Below are 22,457 nucleotides of genomic sequence, written 5' to 3' on the forward strand. Positions count from 1 at the left end.
TGGATGAGGTCCGCTATCCTCGTCGAGGAGAAGGAGTGTCGCTCCATCCGTTGCCCATCCGCATATTGACAACATGCATGTATATGACGTATATATGTTTATGTCATATACATGTCGTTCGCAGACAAAGCGGGCGCGAAAGGAGCGGGAAGGATGATGCGCATGCCTCACGGCGACTGCGGTGGGCCGTCCACTTCGACGCGCACGTCCTGTTGCCGTCGGCGCGGCGGCGGGGGCGGGGCGCTTGCGGAGCCGGCAGCGCTCGCCGCGCTGCTGCATTCGGGCGGCTACGGGTACGATATGCGCAAGATTATCCTAGACAAGACCGGTGGGAAAGTTGATGTGGACGTGGGCGGATTGTACCGGTCGCTACGCCGCCTCGAAGAGGAGGGCGCTGTCGTTTCCCGATGGTGCGACGAGCAGGTCGGCCCGCGTCGCCGCGAATACGAGCTTACGCAGCAGGGTGCCGAGCTTGCCGAGCAGTGGCTCGACGTACTGCGCGACCGGCAGCGTTTGGACGAGCTGCTGGTCGATCTGCTTGAAAGCGGTCTGCACCAGCTGGATGAGAATACGGAAGTACCGGAGAAGGAAGGGTAAGATGAACGAAAAGAAGATGATGAAGCTGGCGATTCCCACGATGGGTGCGGCCGGCCTGGATTCCCAGCGCGCGGGTCATTTCGGCCACTGCGATTGCTTCACGGTGGTCGACATTGTAGACGGCCAGATTGCAGGCACGTTCGAGGTTGCGAATCCTCCGCACGAGGAGGGCGGTTGCATGCGCCCCGTTGGTCTGCTTGCGAAGGCCGGCGTAGACGCCATCGTTGCGGCAGGTATGGGCATGCGTCCGCTTATGGGGTTCGATCAGGCGGGCATCGCTGTGTACTTCGACAACGAACATCCTCTCGTGCGCGACGCCGCTGAGCATGTCGCTGCAGGCGAAGCTCCGCGCATGAGCGCGGAGCAGGCATGTAACCATCATCACTGAGGGGGCGTTGTATCCTTTGCGGTCCGGTTTTTTCTCGTCCAGTCGAAACGCCGTGCTATGCTTTCGGTGACACGAAAGGAGCACGGGTGCGGCAGGTTGAGGAACGCGAAGGCGTCTATCGAATCGGCGCGGCGAAGGCGCTGCTCGGTACCGTGCGACGCGTACTACCCCATGCGTTGCCGTCCGTCGCGTTCGACTGCGGTGCGTTTGGCTGGATCGGAGGGGCGTGCCCGGCGCCGAACAAAAGCGATCGCTACGTGGTGGAATTTCTCGGTGCAAGCGAATTCCGTATTCTTGCCTATATCGATCGTTACGGGCGGGTGTTTGCGACGGATCGTCCGGTTCCGTCGCCGCCTGCTCGTCCGCCGGAGCTTGCGTTCGCTCGGTACTCCGAGCAGGATGGATCGAACGAGGAACGGGGAAGCGTCGAGGTGCACGATGCGGAAGGGAAGCGTCAGGTTGCGCAGTACGCATGCAGGCGCGGCCGCTATACGATTTTCGACTCCTGGTATGATTTCGGGCCGTACGGGGCCGATCTGGCCTATGACGATGTGATGGCTCGCGCCTTTCTGGCGTTTGTCCACCGGCCGCGAGCCTGCGACGCTCCCATGCCAACGCGCGGAGTCGATTTTGCTTTCTCGGTCCTGCGCGGGCAAAAGCTGCTTCCGGCGCTTCGCTCGATCGTTTCCGCGGTGGAAAGCGCTGAGGAGGATCCTGTGCTGCGGCCCCCTGCGCTCGCGTCAAGTTTGGCGCGGTGGCTTATCGAAGCCGGACTCGAGCGGATTGAGGCTCGAGGCGTGCCGGACGACATCTTGCGGCTTGTCAGGACCGCGCGCTACGCCGATACGTTCTTCATTGCGGCGGACGATGAGCATCCGCCTGTCACCCGCCGTGAGATATGGGCCCTGGAGAGCGCGCTCAACCGATTTCTTCTAATGAACGAGGCGTTCAACGAACGGGCATCCTTTGCGAGCGATATTGATTGCGTGCGGTGGGAGGGGTATCTCGTCGACACGGCCGCTTCATCGTCGCTCGCCTTTGATCTGGCAAGCGACGCTTCGTCCGGCGAGGTCGGCGGAGAATGGGCGACACGATGCGCCGTGAACGCTGCGCTTGAACGGATGAGGCTCCCATTTCGCGTGGAGGCCTTGCTTCGCTGCGACGTCGGCGAAGGTGCAGCGGCGATCGAGATTACGGTGCCTGACGCCGGGCTCATGCCGACGCGTCGCTGCAGCAACGCGTCGGCTGCGCAGGGTGCGCCTGCTTCGTCGGTTGACGGCTGGGCGAGCGCAACGGCGTCTGAACGGGAGGCTCAAGCGCGTTGCTATGCGATGCATGTCGGTCTCGCGTTGGCGCTCGCCGTTTTCGAATCGTCCGCGTTCCTTCAGCGCGTCGATCTCGTGGCCCGTCCCCTTGCTGTCGAGGATGTCGACCGCGTTCAGGCTCCCGATGGCGACCCCGTCGTATTCCGATCGGCGGAAGTCGGAGATACGCCTGCATATTACCAGGTTACATTTACGAGAGGCCTGTTTGAGCATCATGAGCTCATCCATGCGGCTCGGCTGGGAGATCCGACGTCCTTGTTCGCGTATGCGGGCGCGCTGTTCGATCTGCCGGCAGCCGACCCCTTCGCCGTCGTGAACGCGCTGTCCTCGGCCGTATCGCGTCGTGCGCTTCCCGAGAGCGCCGATGCGCTGATATCTGGTCAAGCTGCCGAGGTTCTTGCGGCGCGCGAGGCTCGCGACCTGCGCATTGAGGTTGATACCTACCGCCGTCGGATCGGCGAGCGTCTTGCGGATGGCATTGTGCGGGCCGAGACCACGATAGAGGCTATCCGTCTCGTGCGGGAGGAGCAGGATGCCGCAGAAGCGCGTGAAGATGCACGAACGGTCGCGGCCTGTACCAGGCTGATGGCGGCATTGGCCGAAGGCTCGCTCGATATGGAGGAGCAGAACGCCATCGTAGGCCGTTTTCTCGGAGAAGATCGTTGTTTGGTTGCCCTCGGACGCGCCCGCACGCGAGCACCGCAGGATCCTGGAAGTGCTGCCTCGATCCTGATCGATGCCGTTGCGGAGGCATCGATGATCGACGGGTACGCGGATGGCGCCGCGACCGTCTATCGATGCTTCGATTCGTATGCGGCACGCGTATGCTACAACCGCGCACGAGCCGCGGCGTGCGATGACTGCGCTGTTCTCGCCGATGAGGCGAGCAAGATGCAGGGTGTCGGTACGGACAGCACGACGTCCTTCGTTCCGGATCTCGCGTCGCTTGCAGCAGCTGACGCGCACCGGCGCATCGAGCTCGCGCCCGATACGTTCTACCTCTGCCATCTGGAGATTGTGCGTCTGCTCGAACACTCTTTCGAGCGCACCGAAGAAGCGCTACGCTTCGGTCGTCGAGCTATCGAGCTTGCGCCCGCGACGTCCGCCGGTTATCGACAGCTCGGTCGTGCGTTCATGCTTGTGGGTGATATGGAGAACGCGGCGAAAACGCTCGAAGGGGGTCTGGGTATCGCAGTGCAGCCCGACGACATTGCCATGGCGTACTATCAGCTGGCCTATGTGCGCTGGAATGCGGGTGACCCGCAGGTCGGCGCATTGTGCTATGTGAAGTCGCTCGCCACGTCGCCGGCGGTTGCTTTGCAGGCGACGGCCGAGCTGCATGAGCTTGTCGAGGAAACCGGCGTCGCGCTTCCCGATAAAGACAGCTTGGATGAGAAGCTCGCCGCCGCCGGCGTGCCGATTGCCCCGACGGCGGCCGTGCTCGACATACTGAATGAGAGCGCTGCTGCAGCGGCCGATGCGGGCTTGTTCCATGTGTCGCGCAATCTGCTTGCGTTGCGCTTGCGGTATCGTCCCGACGATGCGCTTGTGAACGTGTTGAAGTCGCTCGAGGAATAGGCTTTCGCGTCGACATCCGCCCGTCCGGTCGCTCGAATCGCCGGAAAACCTCGGACGCATGCAGCCCGTTCCGATGCGCTACAATAGCGGGCAATCGAAACGCACGATACGAAAAGGAACCTCCATGACAATCCAATCTCCCGAAGGTACGCGCGACCTCCTGCCCGACGAGGCGAAGTTCTGGGCGCACTTCAAGGCGGTGGCGTCCGACGTGTTTGGCGCGTACGGCTACGTGCCCATCGAGACGCCCGTGTTCGAGCAGACGGACCTGTTCGTGCGCGGCATCGGCGAGGCAACCGACGTGGTTTCGAAGGAGATGTTCATTGCCCTCTCGGGCGAGAACCTGAAACGGCTGCTCGACGGCGGCGCCGTGAAGGCGAAGAGCCGCCTGTCGCTGCGACCCGAGGGCACGGCCGGCGTTGTGCGCGCCGTGGTGCAGCACGATCTGGTGCCGCAGGGCGCGCCTCCGGTGAAGCTGGTGTACGCGGGTCCGATGTTCCGTGCCGAGCGCCCGCAGAAGGGCCGCCAGCGCCAATTCAACCAAGTGGGCATCGAGTGCCTGGGCGCCGAGGAGCCCAGCGTGGACGCCGAGGGCATCATCATGCTCATGCGGTTCTACGCGGCCATCGGCATTCCCGTGGAAGCCACCGAGCTGCTGGTGAACTCGATGGGCTGCGACGCGTGCCGGCCGCCCTACCGCGACGCCGTGAAGGCGTACATGGACGCGCACGCCGACGAGCTGTGCGACGAGTGCAAGCGCCGTGCCGACATCAACCCGCTGCGCGCGTTCGACTGCAAGAACCCCGGCTGCGCCGCCGTCATGGAGGATGCACCGAAGATCACCGACCACCTGTGCGACGACTGCCGCGCTCACTACGGCACTGTGAAGGCGTACCTGGACGGTGCGGGCCTCGCGTACACGGAGGACCCGAAGCTCGTGCGCGGCCTGGACTACTACACGCGCACCGTGTTCGAGGTGCAGGTGACGGAGGGTATGGGCAGTCAGAACGCCATCGGTGGAGGCGGGCGCTACGACAAGCTGGTCCAGGAGGTGGGTGGACGGCCCACGCCCGGCTTCGGCTTCGCACTGGGCTACGAACGTTGCGTGCTGGCACTGCAGGCGGCAGGCTACGCGTTCCCGCCGGCCCGGCGCTGCGACTGCTTCGTGGCGTGCGTCGACGACTCGGTGCGCGCGGAGGCGTTCTCGCTCGTACAGGCGCTGCGCGACGCCGGCCTTGCTAGCGAGATGGACCACCAGCACCGCAGTCTGAAGAGCCAGTTCAAGCTGGCCGACAAGCTGGACGCCGCCTTCGTGGTCGTGATGGGCCCCGACGAGCTTGCTGCTGGCCAGGTGAAGGCGCGCAACATGCAGACGCACGAGGAGCATCTGGTCGATCTCGCGGCGGCGAAGTCGCTGCTCGCCTGCCTAGCCGCAGAGCCTTCCGGTACCGAGCCCCTGGGTATCGCCGAGGTGTTCGGCGGCATCGGCGAGGGCAATTAAGGCCGCCAATTAAACCTGGCCGATTCAATCGACCAAAGTGCTGGCATAGTTGCAGCTCTCTTCCATTGCATGTATAATTCATGCTATAGACATGCGTTGAAGGAGGCTACCTATGCCGGCACTACAAGTGAGGGATTTCCCGGACGATCTGTACGAGCAACTGAAAACCTACGCCGCCAGCCAGCATCGTAGCGTCGCCCAGCAGACCATCGTGGCCGTGGAGCAGATGCTGGCGCATCAGGACGCCTCCCACTTCTGGGACGGCGAGCGGCTCTACCGCGCCGTACGCCCGCGACCCCTCGACTTCGACACCGAAGCCCAGCGAGCCGCCCGCATCGAGAAGCGCAAGGCGCTGTTTGAGGAAATCAAGAAGCTGCCGAAGGTTGAAATGACCGCCGATGATATTGTCTCGATAATTCATGAGGGCAGGGAAGAGCGCTCGCGCACGATCCTTGAAGCGTGTGGCTTCTACGAGGAAGCGGGTCGGATGAGGGAGGCGCTATGATAATCCTCGATTGCAATGCTGCGCTTGCCATCACGCAGGAGCATGCGGAGGGGTGCGCCTTTCAATCCCTGATGCTCGAGGGCGAAGAAACGGTGGCGCCTCGGTTCTTCAAAGTTGAGCTGGCGAATGCGCTCTGGAAACTCGTGCGAGCTGGTGTGATGGACCAAGATGGAGCGAAGGGCCATATCGAGGCTGCGAATAACCTTGTGAGCGAGTTTTGCGAGGATGACGAGCTTGTCGTCGAGGCGCTGTCGGAGGCCGTCCGTCTGAATCATCCGGTGTACGACCTGATGTATCTCGTGCTCGCGCGGCGACACGCGGCCACGTTATTCACGCTCGATCGCAAGCTGCAGCAGCTGTGTTTGGACAACGGGGTGAACTGCGTGCTGACGGATACGGAGTTTTAGAGGGGCCCTCGCGCGCATTTTGCATGAAAAGACGCGATCAGGGGTTTGTTTCCCCTCGTTGGCCTGTACAATGGCTAGGTTTGAGTAACGCCTGCCGCGTCCTGAGCGGACGGCAAATGCAGATAGCATCGCCAAGGAGCAAGGAACCACCACTATGACGGACTTCATGAACGAATACTGCATGCACACCGCCACGTGCGGCGAGCTACGCCGTGGCGACGTCGGCCGCGAGGTCGTGCTCACGGGTTGGGCGTGGCACAACCGCGACCACGGCGGCCTCATCTTCATCGACCTGCGCGATCGCGCGGGCTACACGCAGGTGGTCGTCGACCCCGACTGCGTGAGCGCCGACGACTTCGCGAAGGCCGAGCACCTGGGCCGCGAGTACGTGCTGAAGATCGCGGGCACGGTGCGCGACCGCGGCGCGGAGGCCGTGAACCCCGACATGGCCACGGGCGAGATCGAGGTACTGGCGAAATCCGTCGAGGTCCTGAACACGAGCGTCACCCCGCCGTTCGCCATCGAGGACGGCATCGAGACGGACGAGACCACGCGCATGAAGTGGCGCTACCTGGACATCCGCCGCCCGGAGATGTTCGAGGCCCTGCACCTGCGCCACAAGGTGGCCCAGGCCATGCGCGGCGCGCTGAACGAGCGCGGCTTCCTCGAGGTGGAGACGCCCATCCTGGCGAACTCCACGCCCGAGGGCGCGCGCGACTACATCGTACCGAGCCGTCCGAACCCGGGCCGCTTCTACGCGCTGCCGCAAAGCCCGCAGCAGTTCAAGCAGATGCTCATGGTGGGCGGCATCGAGCGCTACTACCAGATCGCCCGATGCTTCCGCGACGAGGACCTGCGCGCCGACCGCCAGCCCGAGTTCACGCAGGTGGACATCGAGATGGGTTTCGTGCAGGGCGAGGACGTGATGAACCTCATGGAGGACGTCATGGCCGAGACGCTCGCGGCCGTGGGCGTCGACCACGCGTTCCCGCTGCAGCGCATGCAGTACCGCGAGGCCATGGACCGCTTCGGCAATGACCGTCCCGACACGCGCTTCGGCATGGAGCTCGTCGACATCACCGACATCGTGAAGAACACGGGCTTCAAGGTGTTCTCGAGCGTGGCGCAGTCCGGCGGCGTGGTGAAGGCCATCAACGCGAAGGGCGCGGGCGACTGGAGCCGCGGCGACGTGGAGAAGCTGGCCGACATCGCGGCCGAGAACGGCGCGAAGGGCATGGCCTGGATCGCGTTCACGACCGACGGCAAGGAGAAGAGCCCCATCATCAAGTTCTTCAGCGACGAGGAGTTCGCCGCGCTGAAGGAAGCCATGGGCGTGGAGCCAGGCGACCTGCTGCTGTTCGCCGCCGACACCTACGAGGTGGCGAGCGCCGTGCTGAGCGCGCTGCGTCTGCACATGGCCGAGGCGCTGAACGTGCCGCGCGAGGGCCATCAGCTGCTGTGGGTGGTGAACTTCCCCATGTTCAAGTACGACGAGGACGAGAAGAAGTACGCCGCCGAGCACCATCCGTTCACTCACGTGCTGGACGAGGACGTGGACAAGATCGAGAGCGACCCGCTGGCGTGCGGCAGCTACAGTTACGACCTCGTGATGGACGGCTTCGAGGTGGGCGGCGGCACCATCCGTATCCACAACGCCGACGAGCAGCGCCGCGTGCTGCGCGTGTGCGGGCTCACCGACGAGGAGATCGAGCAGAAGTTCGGCCACCTCATCCACGCGCTCGAGCTGGGCGCGCCGCCCCACGGCGGCATCGCGCTGGGCCTCGACCGCCTGGTCATGCTGCTTGCGGGCAAGGCGTCCATCCGCGACGTCATCGCCTTCCCGAAGACGAGCAGCGCGTCCGACCCGATGACGGGCGCCCCGAGCGCCGTGACGGGCCGCCAGCTCAAGGAAGTCAACCTGCGCACGCTGTAGCGTACTGGGCGGCCGTCGGCCAAGACTGCCTGATCCGTCCTCAGCCTGTACACAGCAAAAGCCCGTCGACGGTTCGGCGGGCTTTTGCGTGCGCGGAACCGCTTGAAACTCTGCGGCATCGGCTTCATAATCGATTCCGGAGAAAACGATAAAGGAGGGTTCCATGGAACAGCGTTATCCGCATATCTTCGAACCTCTGACGATCGGGGATATGACGCTGAAAAATCGCATCGTCATGTGCCCGATGGGGAGCAACTTCGGCAAACTGAGCGGCGAGATGAGCTTCGAGCATATCGAATACTACGCGCAGCGCGCCCGCGGAGGCGTCGGGCTCATCATCATGGAGAACGCAAGCGTCGACTCGCCGACCGGCTCCAACGGCACGACGCAGCTGCGGCTCGATCATGACGGGTTTATCCCCCGCTTGCACAAGCTGTGCGAGACGGTGCACCTGGCCGAAGGCCGCATTGCCGTTCAAATCAACCATGCTGGCGCGTCGGCCAGCTTCAGCCGTACCGGCGTCCAGCCCGTATCCGCGTCCGATGTGCCGACCAAAGACGGCGGCGATATCCCGCGTCCGCTTGAGGTCAAGGAAATTCACGAGATCGCTCGGCGCTACGGCGAGGCCGCCAAGCGCGCAGTCATTGCCGGGTTCGACGCAGTCGAGATTCACGGCGGCCACTCATACCTTATCAGCCAGTTCCTTTCGCCACTCACCAACCATCGCACCGACGAGTTTGGCGGAAGCGCCGAGAACCGTGCCCGTTTCCTCGCGCTCGTCGCGCGCGAGGTGCGCGAGCAGGTGGGTCCCCGTTTCCCGGTTCTCTGCCGCATCAGCGCAGACGAGTTCCTGCCTGGCGGTAACACGCTTGACGATTGCCTCGAATACCTGCGCTTCGTCGAAGAGTACATCGATGTGTTCGATGTTTCGGCGGCACTCAATGCATCGATGCACAAGCAGCTCGATTCCCCGTTCTTTCCTGACGGCTGGCGCTCGTACATGGCCCGAGCGGTGAAGGAGCGTTATGGGAAGCCGTGCATTTCGGTGGGCAACTACCGCGACCCCGAGGTGGCCGAGCGGGTGCTCGCGCAAGGCGATGCGGATCTGATCGGCATCGGGCGTGGGCTCATTGCCGACCCCAACTGGGTGCGCAAAGTATGGTACGGACGGGAAGGCGAGATTCGCAAGTGCATCTCCTGCAACATTGGATGCGCAGGCAATCGCATTTCCAGCAATATCCCCATCCGCTGCACCGTCAATCCCGACGTCGTGGGCGGGGATGCCTATTTGCAGCGCCGGGTGAATAAGCCGTGCAATGTCGTTGTCATCGGCGGTGGGACGGCGGGCCTCGAGGCGGCATGCACGGCGGCCGAGGTGGGATGCAGTGTCTTTTTGCTGGAAGAGAAGGAGGAGCTCGGCGGGCTTTCGACTGTCATCGCGAAGATCCCCGAGAAACGTCGACTGGCCGACTTTCCCCACTATCTCGTACAGCGTGCCGCGAAGCTCAAGAACCTGTACGTTTTCACCGGGACGAAGGCGACCGCCGACGCTCTCGCCACGTTCCACCCCGACATCATCGTGAACGCCACGGGTTCGAAGCCGTTGCTGCCGCCTATCGCAGGTTTGCATGAGTTCATTGACCTTCCGGGCGGCGCGGTCAAGTCGATCCAGGGTATGATCGACTCGCTCGACGAATATCCAGACGATGCGGCTGGCAAGCGCGTGGTGGTCATTGGCGGGGGAGCGGTGGGATTGGACGTTGTCGAGTTCTTCGCCAACCGCGGCGCCGATTGCACCATCGTCGATATGCTGCCCCTCATCGGCAACGGACTCGACCCCGTCTCGAAGGTTGCATTCGGCACGATGATGCGCGAAAACGACGTTGAGCAGCTTGTCAACACGGCTTTGATGGAAGTGCGCGCCGACAGCTTTGTGGTGAAGACCGAGGAAGGGGAGCGCGAGCTGCCCTTCGATTACGGGTTCGTTTGCCTGGGTATGAAGGCCTTCAAGCCTGTTTTGGAGGACTTGGAGCAGATCTACGCCGACAATAGTGTGAAAATTATCAACATCGGTGACAGTAGTCGCGCGCGGCGCATCATCGAAGGCACTGAGGAAGGGCGCAATGTGCTGATGGCTCTGGAGAAGCGCGGCTTTCTGTAAGCCGGAAGCGAGGTGCTTGCCCGCGCTGGTCCGAGCGCTTCCGGCGCGTATATGCCGAACCTCTGGGGTCTGTGTGCTTTTGATTGCTTTCAGGCGGGAAGGGGAGCGGGGAAGATTCTCCTTCGTTTATACTTGACCGGTGTTATGAGAAGTATCCCGGATGGGCCGGGGCGGCGCCATGTTCCGAACCTGGTCAGGTCCGGGAGGAAGCAGCCATAAGGGACCGCTGACGAGCGCCCCTGCCTATCCGGGATACTCGTGTATCAAAGCGAAACCAAAGGGCGTTTGTGGATATCATCAACTTTTTCGTCAACCTGCTCTCCGATCCTCGGGGGGCGATTGCTGGTTGGATCATCGCGCTCGGGCCCCTCTGGGTGTACTCCCCGCTGTTCCTCATCGTGTTCGTGGAGACGGGGCTCGTGTTCTTCCCGTTCTTGCCGGGTGACTCGCTGCTGTTCGCGGCCGGCGTGTTCTCGGCAGATGGCGGCGGGCTGAATGTCTGGGCCACACTGATCGTGTTCTACGTCGCAGCCATTCTTGGCAACACCTCGAACTACTGGATCGCTCGGTTCTTCGGTGCGCGGATTATCGATTCGGGCAAGGTGAAGGCGCTCACGCCCGAGCGCATGGCCAAGCTCGACCACTTCTTCGCGAAGTACGGCGGCCTCACCATCGTCATCACGCGCTTCATGCCGTTCTTCCGCACGTTCGCCCCGTTCATTGCGGGTACGGGCCACATGAATTTCGGCAAGTTCACGCTGTTCAACTGCATCGGCGGCATATCTTGGGTAAGCCTGTTCGTGCTGGTGGGCTACTTCTTCGGCGGCATTCCGTTCGTGCAGGAGCACTTTGAGGTCATCGTGCTGGGTATCGTGGCCGTGAGCGTAGCTCCGGCCATCATCGGTGCGATCAAGGCGGCGACGAGTTCTCGCAAGGGTAAGCAGGCCCCCAAGGCCGACACGGAGTAGCCGCGCCAAAGCGCCTGCTGATGCTGTGAGGGCGGAGAAGGCTGCCGCCGCGTGCGGGGCGATTCTTTTATACTAGGTGCGAGAACTTGAAACGCCTATGGGAAAGCGGGATCCACGCGTCATGTCAGAGGCACTGTACAGAAAATACCGGCCGCAGATCTTCGAGGACGTCGTCGGCCAGGAGCGCATTGAGCGCACGATCAAAAACGCCATTGAGCAGGATAAGGTAAGCCATGCTTATCTGTTCACCGGTCCGCGCGGCACGGGCAAGACCACCACGGCACGCCTGCTGGCAAAGGCGCTTCTGTGCGAGCACGGACCCACGTCTGAGCCGGACGGAACCTGTGACGACTGCGTGATGATTGCCAACGGCGAGCACCCCGACGTCTACGAGCTGGATGCTGCAAGTCGTACCGGCGTGGAGAACGTGCGCGAAGAGATTATCGGCCGTGTGCAGTTCGCGCCCACGCGCGGCCGGTACAAGGTGTATATCATCGACGAGGTTCACATGCTGTCGACGGCTGCGTTCAACGCGCTGTTGAAGACGCTCGAGGAGCCACCGAGCCATGTGGTGTTCATCCTGGCCACGACGGATCCCCAGAAGGTGCCCGAGACCATCCACTCGCGCTGCCAGCGATTCGACTTCCGCCGCATTTCGGCCGAGGCCATTGTATCGCGCCTTGGCGCTATCTGTGTGAGCGAGGACGTGGAGTTCGAGGGGGAGGCGCTCGATCTCATCGCGCACCGTGCCGAGGGCGGCATGCGCAACGCGCTCACCTCTCTTGAGCAGCTTATCGCGTTCGGCGAAGGGAAGGTCACGCTCGAGGTTGCTGAACGGCTCCTGGGCGGCGTGGACACGAACGATCTTGCAGAGATCGTCCGCTTTATCGGCCAACGTGATGTGGCGGCGTGCTTTCGCTGGACGGCGGAGTATGTGGAGACAGGAGCCGACCTCGCTCAATTCGCACGCGATCTGTCCGAGCACGTGCGCAACCTCTACGTGATGTCGCTCACCGATGCCGATGTGGCGCTCGAGGTGGGCGCCACCGAGCGCCGCCAGTTGACGGGCGAGTTGCCCTTGTTCGGGTCCGACCGTCTTGCGCGGCTGCTTGGCGTGTTGGGCGATCTGTCGGCCGAACTCAAGACGTCCACGAATCCACGCCTGTCATTCGAGATCGCGCTTACGCGCATGGTGCGTCCCGATTCCGACCTCACGCTGGCCGGGCTTGCCGAGCGCGTGGAAGCGCTCGAAAGCGGTTATTCCGCTGTCGCGCATGTGACGGGTGCGGATCCTGCCGGCGACGGTTCGCAGATTGCGCGGTCCGCGCCGCCGATCGCCTCCTCGCCAGCATCGAATACGGCCGCCCTCGCTGCGCAGGCAGCATCGACGGGCGTTGCGGACGAGCCGTTTTCCATGCCGCGCGGGCAAGCTCCTTCCGCCGTCCAGAACGGGCGAGGTGAGTCGGACGATCCTGTGCAGACGCTGGTTCAAACGCCCTCGGCTGTCTCCGATCCTGCTGCCCCTCCCGTCCCGGCCTCAGGATCTGTTGCGCCCGAGCCGAGTGCTGCGGAGCCCGCTGCGGCCCCCGCCGTCCCGGCTGCTGCGTCAGTCGCTCGGACGGGGAAAGGCCCCTCTGATCAGTTGATCGCCAGCTTGCGCAACCCCGCTGCGTTGCAGCGGGTGTGGCAGGCCGCACTCGTCGCGCTCAAGAAAAACAAGGCGGCGTACGGCGTGCTCTTCCTCAACACAAAAGCCATCTACGACGAGGCGAAGTCCTTGTTCGTCATCGAGTTTCCTGCGGAGAACGCTTTTGCCTTTAAAGCCGTGCAGAAACCCGATGTGCAAGATGCCGTATCAGCGGCTCTCGTTCAGGCGACCGGAGAGACCCTGGCGTTTGCCTACACGCAGAACGGAACGTCCGTCCCCCCGGCGCCGTCGGCGGCTCCGGTAGAGACGCCGACGATGTCGCCGAGACCGATCGCTCGCGCGGCATCTTCCGCGCGAGCACAGGCCGAAACAGCCGTCTCGCGAGCTGCGCAGCCGCCTGCATCTTCGAATACCGGCGCGCCGATCGCACCGGTCGCCACCTGCCCGGCTTCCGCTCCAGCGCAGCCGGCGAGAGCATCAGTGCCTCCCGCTGCTCCATCGCCGTCAATGTCAGTCGATCCCGACCAGGTGCCGGTCGACCTTTACGACGATCTTCCTCCGTACGAGGACGAGCGTGTGCCCTATGATGACGAGTTCGCACCCGCGCTCGCAGGAGCTTCCGCCGATCGATCGGCGCCTGCGCCCGCCAGGTCTCCCCAGATCCCCGCAGCTGCGCCTGCGGCTTCTGCATCCGCGCCGCTTCCGAGCGTCGGCAGTGCAGCTCCTGCAGCTCCCGATCCCGCTGTCGCAACCGCGCAAGAGGGGGTTCGCGCCCCCGTGTCGGCGGATGCGGTTCTCGACTCGCCTGACGATTTGCGCGCCGTGCTCGAGGCGAGCTTCGGAGACGGCGTCGTTGTCGAGGAAGTGCGGGAGTAGGGGCGGTTCGGCGAGCAAGTGGCGCCCGCAGGAGAAATCGGGCGTTCGAACATACCAATGAGACCGAAAGGCAAGACCATGGACATGAAGAAGATGATGAAACAGGCCCAACGCATGCAGGCTGAACTCGCCAAAGCGCAGGAAGAGATCCAATATCTGGAGTTCGAGGCTACGGCGGGCGGCGGAATGGTCAAGGCGGTGGCAACCGGCGATATGGCCGTGAAGAGCATCTCTATCGACCCCGAGGCGGTTGATCCCGACGACGTTGAGATGCTCGAGGATACGGTGCTCGCTGCCGTCAACGAGGCTCTGCGCGGTGTTTCCGAGGAAAGCTCGCGCCGCTTAAACACCGTGACCGGGGGCATGAACATCCCCGGGCTCATGTAGTCGGAGCGTTTAAGCCGTGCATGCAGCGCCGTCCATTCAAAAGCTCCTTGATGAGCTCGAGCGCCTACCCGGCGTCGGGCCCAAATCCGCGCAACGGATAGCCTATTGGATCCTCAACGCCGATAAGGCGACGGCGCTGCGTCTATCGGAGGCTATTTCAGAGGTGAAGGAGAGCGTGCGGTTCTGTGCGCGGTGCTTCAATTACGCCGAGGACGAGCTGTGCGAAATATGCCGCTCGTCCAATCGCGATGCGCGCTCCATCTGCGTGGTCGGCGAGCCGCGCGATATTCCGCCCATCGAGCGAACAGCCGTATACTCGGGGCTGTATCACGTGTTGGGTGGGGAGCTGTCGCCCATGGAGGGCGTCGGTCCGGACAACCTCCATATTGCCGAGCTTATGAAGCGCTTGGCCTCTGAAGATATCGAAGAGGTTGTGCTTGCCACGAATCCCAACGTGGAGGGCGAGACGACGGCCGCCTATCTGGCGCGTCTCATCAAGCCGCTTGGCATTCGCGTCACGCGTCCGGCAAGCGGCCTTCCCGTTGGCGGCGATTTGGAGTTCGCTGACGAGGTGACGCTTGGGCGCGCTCTCGAGGCGCGTCGAGAGCTGTAGGCTTTTGACGGATGGCGAGTATGCGAGGCGCACCCGTTCTGCAGCGAGGTGGTCAAGCTGCATAAGAAGCGGGCCGGATGCTTGGCATCCGGCCCGCCCGTTTTACGAAAGAAAAAGGGTCCTGCCCCCTCCAAAAACAGAACCCCTTTCTTTAGCGAAGCATCGAAGCCTCTTGTAAAACAGAGCATATTATAAAACAATCTCCACGAAATCACAACAATAGTTTTCGGTGAGCTGTTCTGCTTGCGTGCGGGCGCGCCGGATGCTAAGCCTCACGCGTCGAAGAGGGACGTCATGCTATACTGTGCGCCGAATGCAGAGGGGGGAGCGCATGGTGTACATTCCCAGCCCGGCTGTTGCCGTCGTCGGACGTCACAATTCAGGCAAGACCACGCTCGTCGAGCGGCTCATCGCTGAACTCGTCGCGCGTGGCTTGGATGTGGGCAGCGTGAAGCACCACAGCCATGCGGGCTTCGATATCGACTATCCAGGCAAGGACTCGTACCGCCACCGCGCCGCGGGCGCGCGGGAGACCGTCATAGCCGCTCCAGGGCAAATGGCATGCATCAAGTCCATCGAAGGTGAGCTGGAGTGTGCGGACATCGTGCGCGGCATGCCCGGTCACGACATCGTCGTGGTGGAGGGCTACCGAAAAAGCGGCTTGCCCACCATCGAGATCATGCGTGCGGCCAACGAGTCTGATGCGCGCGCGGCTTCCGTGTTCGCCGAAGGTGCGCGGTGCGGTTGGCCGCTCGGCGCCGATTTCACTCAGCTTGCGCGCGAGCGCGTCGTGGTGGAGCGCGGGGCATACAGGGCTGCCCTTGGCGCGGGAAGCCTCGATACAAGTGCGTGCGAACTGGCGGCTTCGGGCGCGTCTGACGACGTCCTGGGCGCGCCCGGCGAGGGCGATGACCGATCCTTGCCGTCGGGTATCGACTGTGTCGATATTGTAGGCAAGCTGCCTACGGCAAGCACGGTCGCTGTCGTCACCGATATCGACGAGGCTCGGCGTGCCGCAGTATCCTACGGCGTGCCGGCGTTCGATCCGGACGACGTGCGTGCGCTGGCAGACTTTCTCGAACAGCGTTTCGCGCGGCCCCGAGTGACGGTGGTCATCCAGGCGGGCGGGGAAAGTCGCCGCATGGGCCGCAGCAAGGCGACGGTGGCCTTTGCCGGTCGGCCGCTCATCTGCCGGCTGGTTGAGCGCCTTGCTCCAGCGGCTGACGAGCTGATCATCACGACGAACGAGCCGGAGAATCTTGAATTCTTGAAAGAGCGGTATCCGGAGCACGGCATCCGGCTCGTGCCCGATGCTCGCACCGTGCGCGGTGCGCTCCCGGGACTCTACACGGCGCTTCTGGCGGCGAGCAATCCGTACGTGGCCGTGGTGGCGTGCGACATGGTGTTTGCCAGCGCGTCACTCGTGGTGGCCGAGTCGCTTGCCATGAACGAATCGGGTGCGGACGCCGTTGTTCCTTCGAACAAGCACGGTTTCGAGCCGTTTCACGCGCTCTACCGGAGAGCGGGATGCTTGCCGGCCGTGCAAGCGGCGCTTGATCGGGGCGAGAAGCGCGCCCAGGCGTTCTTTTCCGAGGTCAACGTGTGTGAGTTTCCGCAGGAGCGGGTGCTCGAAGCTGAGCCGATGGGCGGCTGCTTCATCAATGCGAACACGCCGGAGGAGCTGCGCTCCATCGAGGAATCGTTCCTCGGAAAATAAGGACGCGCATGTTAGTCTCCTCGGGGGCGAGTGTGAAAAGGAACGAAGAAAGGCGGAATGGGCGGGCATGCCGAATCTTGTAGATATCATGGAAGTGGCCGAGGCGCTCGAGAGTAAAGCGGTGTATCTGGCGGTAGACCGCTGCGTTGCCGTTCGCAACCGCCATGCATCGTGCCGCAGATGCACCGATGTCTGTCCGATGGATGCCGTGCACGCCGAGCACAACGTGCTCTCGATCGATACGGAGCGCTGTGTTGCATGCGGCGCTTGCACGACCGTCTGCCCGACGGAGGCTCTCATTCCGCTTCAGCCGCTCGACGAGGATTTGGCGTCGGCTATTGCCTCCTCGGTGGTTGCCGCAGGCGGATCGGCCGTATTCGCCTGCGCGCGCATCGCTTCGAAGCATCGAGGCGATCCTTCGAAGTATGCAGAGGTTCCTTGTCTCGCGCGTCTTGAAGAGAGCGTGCTGCTGGGCCTCGCCGCCCGCGGGGTGGACGAGATCCTGCTGGTGGACGGCACGTGCGATACGTGCCGGTTCCGTTCGAACGTGGCGGGCATCGACGCCACGGTGAAGTCGGCCAACAGCCTCATGGCTGCGCAGGGCTGCGCCGTCCGCGTGGAACGGGCCTCGGATTTTCCCGAGCATATCGTGCTGGAAGACAAGCGCAGCCTGCTGGGGGCTTCACGTCGCGGGTTCTTCTCGCAGGCGCGCTCGCGTGCGAAGGACGCAGCCGAGAAGACGGTAGAGGTGGCTTTCAAGAACGAGAAAGAGGGCGCGCCCACGCTGCGCGATCGACTGCGCATGTCCGATTCCGGCACACTTCCACAGTTCAACCCGCAACGAAGGATGCGCGTGCTCGACGCGATGGACGGATTGGGCGTGCCGGTTGCGGACGAGATCGATACGCGCCTGTTCGGTACCGTTGCCATCGATCTTGAGGCGTGCAGCTCCTGTGGCATGTGCACGGTGTTCTGCCCTACGGGCGCGCTCGCCAAAAGCGATTTGAAGCCCGAGGAAGGAGATGGAAGCTTCCTCGAGTTTTCGGCGGCTGACTGCGTGCAATGCGGGTTGTGCGCCGACGCCTGTCTCAAGGACTGCCTCGAAGTCGACTCCGTCGTCTCCACCGACGAGCTGTTTGATTTCGAGCCGCGCCTCATTCACCTGCTGAATCCTCCGGCACGCCCAGCCATCCTTTCCAGTTTGAAGCGCTAGCCGGCTCGGTTCGTGGATATCTTGTCGACGGGTAAACTGTATCTAGCTTCTGTACAGAAAATACTGTATAAATGATGAATACAGTTAGGTTGCAAAGTGCCGTCCGAGGTTCAGCATGCGCACCGCGGAAGAATCCGAGCGGAAGTGCTTGCGCCTCTTGTCCGATATGCGCCGACGAGGCCGTTGTCGTGCGCAGGATGTTCGGTATGAAGAAAGCAGGTGTACTATGAACAGCGATTTTGTCGTTGCGGTTCATGCGCTCGTGTACTTGAACCATAAGGCCGACGTCGTATCGAGCGAGGCGCTGGCTGATAATATATGCACAAACGCGGCGCGCGTGCGCAAGGTGATGGCCCCTCTCAAGCGCGCCGGCTTCGTGGAGACACGGGAGGGAAGCGTTGGCGGCTATCGGTTCGCCGCCGATCCTGCCAAGACTGATCTGAAGCAGGTGGCCGACGCGCTTGGCGTTCGATTCGTCCAGTCATCGTGGAGAAGTGGCGATACTGACATGGAATGCCTTGTGGCCTCGGGAATGGCGGACATTATGGACGATATCTTCGTTGATCTCAATGAGCGCTGCCGCGAGCGGTTAGCGCTCACAAGCGTGGCCGACATCGACGCGCGCATCTTCGGCAGCGTATAAAGCATCCGGCCTCTTGTTGAGGCCTTGACCCTGTACATGTTTCGCGACCCGCAAGGAGGCCGCCATGGGTTTTTCTCTCGAGACGAGCGTCCCCGCCATCACCGTGTTCATCCAGGGATTGTTGAGCTTCTTCTCGCCCTGCGTGCTCCCGCTTATTCCGTTGTACGTGGGGTACCTTGCCGGGGGGCACGGCGAAGCGGGGCGAGGACGGCACCTTTGAGTATCCACGTGTGAACGTACTCATGAATACGGTGTTCTTCGTTGCGGGCGTGAGCTTTGCGTTCTTCCTGCTGGGCTTCGGCTTCACGGCGCTCGGTCAGTTCTTCACAGGCAATCAGCGTCTGTTCTCCATCCTGGCGGGTCTCGTCATGGCGGCATTCGGCTTGTACATGCTCGGCGCATTCGGCAAGGCTCGCGCCATCGAGACGCAGCGGCGACTGCCGTTCCGTCTCGACCGCTTCGCCATGAATCCGCTCGTGGCGCTCGTGCTCGGCTTCACGTTCAGTTTTGCGTGGACGCCGTGCGTGGGCCCGGTGTTGGCGAGTGTGCTGCTCATGGCGTCGTCGAGCGCTTCCGCGGCTACGGGGTTTCTGCTCGTGGGCGTGTACACCCTCGGGTTCGTGCTGCCGTTCTTGGCGGTGGGCCTGTTCACGGGCGAGGTGCTGAGGTTCTTCAAGTCGCATGGCAACGTGGTGAAATACACGGTGAAGGTGGGCGGCGCGCTGCTCATCGTCATGGGCATCATGACCATAACCGGGTGGATGAACGGCGTGACCAGTTACCTATCGTCGTTTGGCGCCGCGCCGGCTGCGCAGGAGCAGCCTGCCGACCAGGGTACGGCAGACGGTGACTCGAAAGCCGGTTCCGGTTCGCCGGACTCCGATGCGGGTTCGGCTGGGCAAGCGGATTCCGATGTGCAGCAGGCTCCTCTCGCAGATCTTGTGCTCGTGGATCAAAACGGCGTGGAGCATACCTTGTCGGACTACAGGGGCAAAACGATCTTCCTGAACTTCTGGGCCACCTGGTGTGGGCCATGCCAACGCGAACTGCCCGATATCGAGGCGCTGTACAACGACCGCGGCAAGAATGAAGGCGATCTCGTGGTGCTTGGCGTGGCCAATCCCAAGACCGACGAGCACCCGCAGAATAGCGATGCGAGTGTGGAAGAGGTGAAGGCGTTCATCGACGAGCACGGCATCACGTACCCCGTGCTCATGGACACGTCGAGCCGACTTTTCGGCGCGTACGGCATCATGTCGTTTCCGACGACGTTCATGATCGACAAGGACGGCAACGTGTTCGGCTACGTATCGGGCATGCTCACGGCCGATGTCATGGACAGCATTGTCGAGCAGACCATATCGGGCGTGCGAAGCTAGCGCGAACGCGATCGAAGCGTGCAACCCTCCTTGGATGGGCTGCACGCTTCGCAATTCTGCGAGGCTATCGCGGGGCCGTGGTGGATCCGATAGCTATCCCTGCTCCGGAAACGTGCACGCTGCCTACGGGGCAAGAAGGAACCGCTCGACCGCATCGTTGAATGCTTCGTGGTTGTCGCGGGCGATAAAGTGATCGCCGGGAATGATGGCCAATTCGGCGCAGGGTAGGCTTGCGGCGATAAGGCGGGTGTGCTCCTCCTCGATCATGTCTCCGGTGCCGGCGATCACGAGGGTCGGCACGGCAAGGTCGGCAAGATCGGCCGGGTCGATATGCGGTTCCTCGGCCATGAGGCGCACAAGCTCGTATTTCCGCTGCGTGTCGGCATCCTCGTAGGGCGCGTTGCCACGGTATGCCTCGTGCTTCGCGCGAATGCGTTCGCGCAGGCCGGGTTCGACGCCCTCTGGGAACAGGTTGGCGCCGTTGAGCACCATGCGCTCGACGCGATCGGGGTGCTCAAGCGCGAACAGGAGCGCAATGATGCCGCCGTCCGAGAAGCCGAGGAGGTTCACTCGCGGAAGTTCGAGTTCGTTCAGGAAGTTTTCGAGATCGCGGGCGAATTGCGCGAACGTGAACGGCGCGTCGCCGCGTGGCGACGCGCCGTGTCCGCGCGTATCGACCGCGATAGTGCGGAATCGCTGCGAGAATCGTTCGATCTGATGTACGAAGTACCCGCCGTCCTCGCCGTTTCCGTGAAGCAGGATGAGCGGATCGCCCGTTCCCTCTTCCCGATAGTGCAGATAGCTTTCCATATCCTCCTCTTTCATCCGGAAGGCCGCCGTCCGGAGGGCCATCGCTTCGATGCGCCTATGATAGCGCATTCCCTCCCGCCGGGACTCAGTGGCAGGCAATCGCCGAATTCGGGAATCAGGATAGGGACTCAGGACCGCCGAGGCGTTTCGTTCCCGGGTAAGGCCAGGTCACAACGGTCCCATTTTTTCCGACGCAGTCCCGCGTCCATTCCGCGCGCCCTTCGTTGTGTTCATGATGATCGAACGAAGTGAAAGGCGTACAATGGCCGAGGGATGATGTGCAATCGCACATGCACGAGGCGGGGAGGCTTGTGGTGCAACGAGAGGACATGCTGCATACCGTGTTGTTCTGCCTGGGCCTCGGCGCTTCGAACGCCTGGTGGCTGTCCATGACGTCCAGCCCGCTTGTGTGGGCGTCGTCGCCGCTGGATTCGGGCGCGGCATCGCTTGTGGTGCATGTCGCATACCTTGCCGTGCAGGTGATCTGCGCCGTTGCGGCATCGCTTCGTCCGATGGGGTTCGCGGGTCACCACACGTTCTTTCTGACGGCGGCATTGTGCACGGTCGGGACGGCCATACTGACGGGCGCCGTGCTCCTCGGGCTGCCTCCCGCTTGCATCGTGCTCGGTCGTGCGGCGGCGGCGTGCGGTGGCGCTTTGCTATTCCTCTGCTGGATGTCGAAGTTCACGGAGCTTGTCGGGCGCAAGGTGCCGGGCTCCGTCTTTTTGCTGGCCACCGTATGCGGCACAGTCATCTGGTTCGTCACGACACGAATCGATGCGACGGTGGCCGTAGCAGCGCTCCTGGTGCTGCCGCTCGTGTCCGGTGCGGCTGTGGCGGGCTTTCCGACCTCCGCCTCCCGGTTGGTGTTTGAGGGCCGTGCTCCTGGGCGCGCTGCGAAGGCCCGGTTGCGTGCACTGTTCCCTCTCGCGTTTGTGGTGGGTCTGTTCGTATACGAGCTGCCTGCAGGATTTGTCACGGGAGCGGCGAGTCGGGTTGCAGCCGAGGCATCTGGCGCTGCGCTGTTCCAAATATACGGCATCTACACGGTGATCATCGCGCTTGTGGCGGCGGTGGACTATGCGCTGGCGCGCCATGAGCGCTATTCGAATCTGCTCTACCGGTTCGTTGTGCCCATCATATCGGTCGGCCTCATCGCGCTCGCGCTCGCGCGGTCGCAAGATCAGGTGCTTGCATCGGCGCTGGTGCTGGCCGGGACGATCCTTTTCGAGATGTTTATCTTGACGTCGTTGGCGCGCACTTGCCTTGCGGCTCGCCAAAGTCCTTGGCGCGTGTTCGGTTTCGGCGGAGCGGTCATGCAGGCTTCGCTGCTGCTCGCGTTCTTCCTGGGGCTGTTCTTGGCAAGCGGTGCCGGAACATGGCTGACCGTCATCTCGCTCGGTCTCGTATTCGCATTCATTCTGGCGGGGTCGTTCGATATCCCGGGAAAGAGTCTGGCGGATGGCGCGATTCTGGCGTCTGCGCGTGCCGAGGAGGACGCATCGCCTGGGAGGTGCGAACGCTTCGCCTGCCGATACGGGCTTTCTGCGCGCGAGACGGAGGTCCTTGCGCTCATCGCGCGCGGTCGTAGCGTGCAGGCCGCTGCCGATGAGCTGTTCGTAGCGCACAGCACGGTGAAGACCCATATCGGCCACATCTACGAGAAGACGGGCGTTGGCAACCGTCAGGACCTGCTCAGGATGCTTGACGAGTTCGGCCGGTAGCGAGAGCGTCTGCCGCAATGGACGTGCCCCGGCGGAGGGAAGCCGGGGCACGGGATAGGCTGCGCGTCGGGAACGGTGGATGTG

Annotated in this window: 19 protein-coding genes and 1 other RNA gene; 19 read left to right on the forward strand and 1 reads right to left on the reverse strand. The window is 62.9% G+C overall.

Going from position 1 to position 22,457, the window contains the following annotated elements; all coding sequences use genetic code 11:
* The first annotated feature begins 153 nt into the window (after nt 1–153).
* From C2L71_RS07055 to C2L71_RS12415, 18 genes are all read left to right on the forward strand, one after another.
* Nucleotides 154–597 carry a PadR family transcriptional regulator gene (locus C2L71_RS07055; RefSeq protein ID WP_239926459.1) on the forward strand — a complete coding sequence of 148 codons (444 nt, stop codon included), beginning with the start codon at nt 154–156 and terminating at the stop codon, nt 595–597.
* A 1-nt stretch (nt 598) separates the two neighbouring features.
* Complete coding sequence (locus tag C2L71_RS07060) at nt 599–985, forward strand: NifB/NifX family molybdenum-iron cluster-binding protein (protein WP_204600465.1); 387 nt, start codon at nt 599–601, stop codon at nt 983–985.
* Nucleotides 986–1,071: 86 nt separating this feature from the next.
* Entirely contained in the window at nt 1,072–3,888 is a 2,817-nt protein-coding gene (locus tag C2L71_RS07065) for a hypothetical protein (RefSeq protein ID WP_103265074.1), read from the forward strand.
* Nucleotides 3,889–4,012: 124 nt separating this feature from the next.
* Nucleotides 4,013–5,389: a histidine--tRNA ligase gene (hisS, locus tag C2L71_RS07070; protein ID WP_103265075.1), complete on the forward strand. Its 1,377-nt coding sequence runs from the start codon at nt 4,013–4,015 to the stop codon at nt 5,387–5,389.
* Between the two features lie 112 nt (nt 5,390–5,501).
* On the forward strand, nt 5,502–5,894 hold the full coding sequence (locus C2L71_RS07075) for a ribbon-helix-helix domain-containing protein (protein ID WP_103265076.1): 393 nt from the start codon (nt 5,502–5,504) through the stop codon (nt 5,892–5,894).
* Nucleotides 5,891–6,301 (forward strand): type II toxin-antitoxin system VapC family toxin, encoded by a 411-nt coding sequence (locus C2L71_RS07080; RefSeq protein ID WP_129588485.1) that lies wholly within the window; start codon nt 5,891–5,893, stop codon nt 6,299–6,301. The genes C2L71_RS07075 and C2L71_RS07080 overlap by 4 nt, the downstream gene beginning before the upstream one ends.
* Before the next feature lie 154 nt (nt 6,302–6,455).
* Complete coding sequence (aspS, locus tag C2L71_RS07085) at nt 6,456–8,234, forward strand: aspartate--tRNA ligase (protein ID WP_103265077.1); 1,779 nt, start codon at nt 6,456–6,458, stop codon at nt 8,232–8,234.
* Nucleotides 8,235–8,397: 163 nt separating this feature from the next.
* Nucleotides 8,398–10,395, forward strand: coding sequence for an oxidoreductase (locus tag C2L71_RS07090; RefSeq protein ID WP_103265078.1), 1,998 nt, complete (start codon nt 8,398–8,400; stop codon nt 10,393–10,395).
* 158 nt (nt 10,396–10,553) lie between these two features.
* Nucleotides 10,554–10,647: signal recognition particle sRNA small type (gene ffs / locus C2L71_RS07095), an RNA gene on the forward strand.
* Between the two features lie 35 nt (nt 10,648–10,682).
* The gene (locus C2L71_RS07100; RefSeq protein WP_103265079.1) at nt 10,683–11,363 is read left to right on the forward strand and encodes a VTT domain-containing protein; all 681 of its coding nucleotides are present in this window, start codon (nt 10,683–10,685) and stop codon (nt 11,361–11,363) included.
* A 121-nt stretch (nt 11,364–11,484) separates the two neighbouring features.
* The gene (dnaX, locus tag C2L71_RS07105; RefSeq protein ID WP_103265080.1) at nt 11,485–13,887 is read left to right on the forward strand and encodes a DNA polymerase III subunit gamma/tau; all 2,403 of its coding nucleotides are present in this window, start codon (nt 11,485–11,487) and stop codon (nt 13,885–13,887) included.
* A 78-nt stretch (nt 13,888–13,965) separates the two neighbouring features.
* Nucleotides 13,966–14,274 carry a YbaB/EbfC family nucleoid-associated protein gene (locus C2L71_RS07110; RefSeq protein WP_103265081.1) on the forward strand — a complete coding sequence of 103 codons (309 nt, stop codon included), beginning with the start codon at nt 13,966–13,968 and terminating at the stop codon, nt 14,272–14,274.
* 16 nt (nt 14,275–14,290) lie between these two features.
* Nucleotides 14,291–14,887, forward strand: coding sequence for a recombination mediator RecR (gene recR, locus C2L71_RS07115; protein ID WP_103265082.1), 597 nt, complete (start codon nt 14,291–14,293; stop codon nt 14,885–14,887).
* 331 nt (nt 14,888–15,218) lie between these two features.
* Complete coding sequence (gene mobB / locus C2L71_RS07120) at nt 15,219–16,604, forward strand: molybdopterin-guanine dinucleotide biosynthesis protein B (RefSeq protein WP_103265083.1); 1,386 nt, start codon at nt 15,219–15,221, stop codon at nt 16,602–16,604.
* Between the two features lie 67 nt (nt 16,605–16,671).
* A complete protein-coding gene (locus C2L71_RS07125; protein ID WP_103265084.1) occupies nt 16,672–17,817 on the forward strand; it encodes a 4Fe-4S binding protein in 1,146 nt (381 codons plus the stop codon).
* A gap of 226 nt (nt 17,818–18,043) precedes the next feature.
* Nucleotides 18,044–18,460, forward strand: coding sequence for an RrF2 family transcriptional regulator (locus tag C2L71_RS07130; RefSeq protein ID WP_103265085.1), 417 nt, complete (start codon nt 18,044–18,046; stop codon nt 18,458–18,460).
* 64 nt (nt 18,461–18,524) lie between these two features.
* Nucleotides 18,525–18,680, forward strand: a complete 156-nt coding sequence (locus C2L71_RS12410; RefSeq protein ID WP_275664967.1) for a cytochrome c biogenesis protein CcdA — start codon at nt 18,525–18,527, stop codon at nt 18,678–18,680.
* A 10-nt stretch (nt 18,681–18,690) separates the two neighbouring features.
* Nucleotides 18,691–19,839, forward strand: coding sequence for a cytochrome c biogenesis protein/redoxin (locus C2L71_RS12415; protein WP_275664968.1), 1,149 nt, complete (start codon nt 18,691–18,693; stop codon nt 19,837–19,839).
* 123 nt (nt 19,840–19,962) lie between these two features.
* On the opposite strand, the gene C2L71_RS07140 is transcribed toward C2L71_RS12415, so the two are convergent.
* Nucleotides 19,963–20,649 (reverse strand): alpha/beta fold hydrolase, encoded by a 687-nt coding sequence (locus tag C2L71_RS07140; RefSeq protein ID WP_103265086.1) that lies wholly within the window; start codon nt 20,647–20,649, stop codon nt 19,963–19,965.
* Nucleotides 20,650–20,978: 329 nt separating this feature from the next.
* Here C2L71_RS07140 and C2L71_RS12420 point away from each other — a divergent pair, with 329 nt between their 5' ends.
* Nucleotides 20,979–22,373 (forward strand): response regulator transcription factor, encoded by a 1,395-nt coding sequence (locus C2L71_RS12420; protein ID WP_157938945.1) that lies wholly within the window; start codon nt 20,979–20,981, stop codon nt 22,371–22,373.
* The last annotated feature ends 84 nt before the right edge of the window (nt 22,374–22,457 follow it).

This window comes from Enteroscipio rubneri (assembly GCF_002899715.1).
Lineage (GTDB): Bacteria > Actinomycetota > Coriobacteriia > Coriobacteriales > Eggerthellaceae > Enteroscipio > Enteroscipio rubneri.

Bases quoted from the DNA above. Each gene is read 5' to 3' on its own strand.
- C2L71_RS12410 (WP_275664967.1), top strand. From the start codon at position 18,525: ATGGGTTTTTCTCTCGAGACGAGCGTCCCCGCCATCACCGTGTTCATC.
- C2L71_RS12420 (WP_157938945.1), top strand. From the start codon at position 20,979: ATGCTGCATACCGTGTTGTTCTGCCTGGGCCTCGGCGCTTCGAACGCC.
- C2L71_RS07130 (WP_103265085.1), top strand. From the start codon at position 18,044: ATGAACAGCGATTTTGTCGTTGCGGTTCATGCGCTCGTGTACTTGAAC.
- C2L71_RS07075 (WP_103265076.1), top strand. From the start codon at position 5,502: ATGCCGGCACTACAAGTGAGGGATTTCCCGGACGATCTGTACGAGCAA.
- aspS (WP_103265077.1), top strand. From the start codon at position 6,456: ATGACGGACTTCATGAACGAATACTGCATGCACACCGCCACGTGCGGC.
- C2L71_RS07060 (WP_204600465.1), top strand. From the start codon at position 599: ATGAACGAAAAGAAGATGATGAAGCTGGCGATTCCCACGATGGGTGCG.
- C2L71_RS07080 (WP_129588485.1), top strand. From the start codon at position 5,891: ATGATAATCCTCGATTGCAATGCTGCGCTTGCCATCACGCAGGAGCAT.
- C2L71_RS07090 (WP_103265078.1), top strand. From the start codon at position 8,398: ATGGAACAGCGTTATCCGCATATCTTCGAACCTCTGACGATCGGGGAT.
- C2L71_RS07140 (WP_103265086.1), bottom strand. From the start codon at position 20,649: ATGGAAAGCTATCTGCACTATCGGGAAGAGGGAACGGGCGATCCGCTC.
- mobB (WP_103265083.1), top strand. From the start codon at position 15,219: ATGGTGTACATTCCCAGCCCGGCTGTTGCCGTCGTCGGACGTCACAAT.
- hisS (WP_103265075.1), top strand. From the start codon at position 4,013: ATGACAATCCAATCTCCCGAAGGTACGCGCGACCTCCTGCCCGACGAG.
- dnaX (WP_103265080.1), top strand. From the start codon at position 11,485: ATGTCAGAGGCACTGTACAGAAAATACCGGCCGCAGATCTTCGAGGAC.
- C2L71_RS07110 (WP_103265081.1), top strand. From the start codon at position 13,966: ATGGACATGAAGAAGATGATGAAACAGGCCCAACGCATGCAGGCTGAA.
- C2L71_RS07125 (WP_103265084.1), top strand. From the start codon at position 16,672: ATGCCGAATCTTGTAGATATCATGGAAGTGGCCGAGGCGCTCGAGAGT.
- C2L71_RS07055 (WP_239926459.1), top strand. From the start codon at position 154: ATGATGCGCATGCCTCACGGCGACTGCGGTGGGCCGTCCACTTCGACG.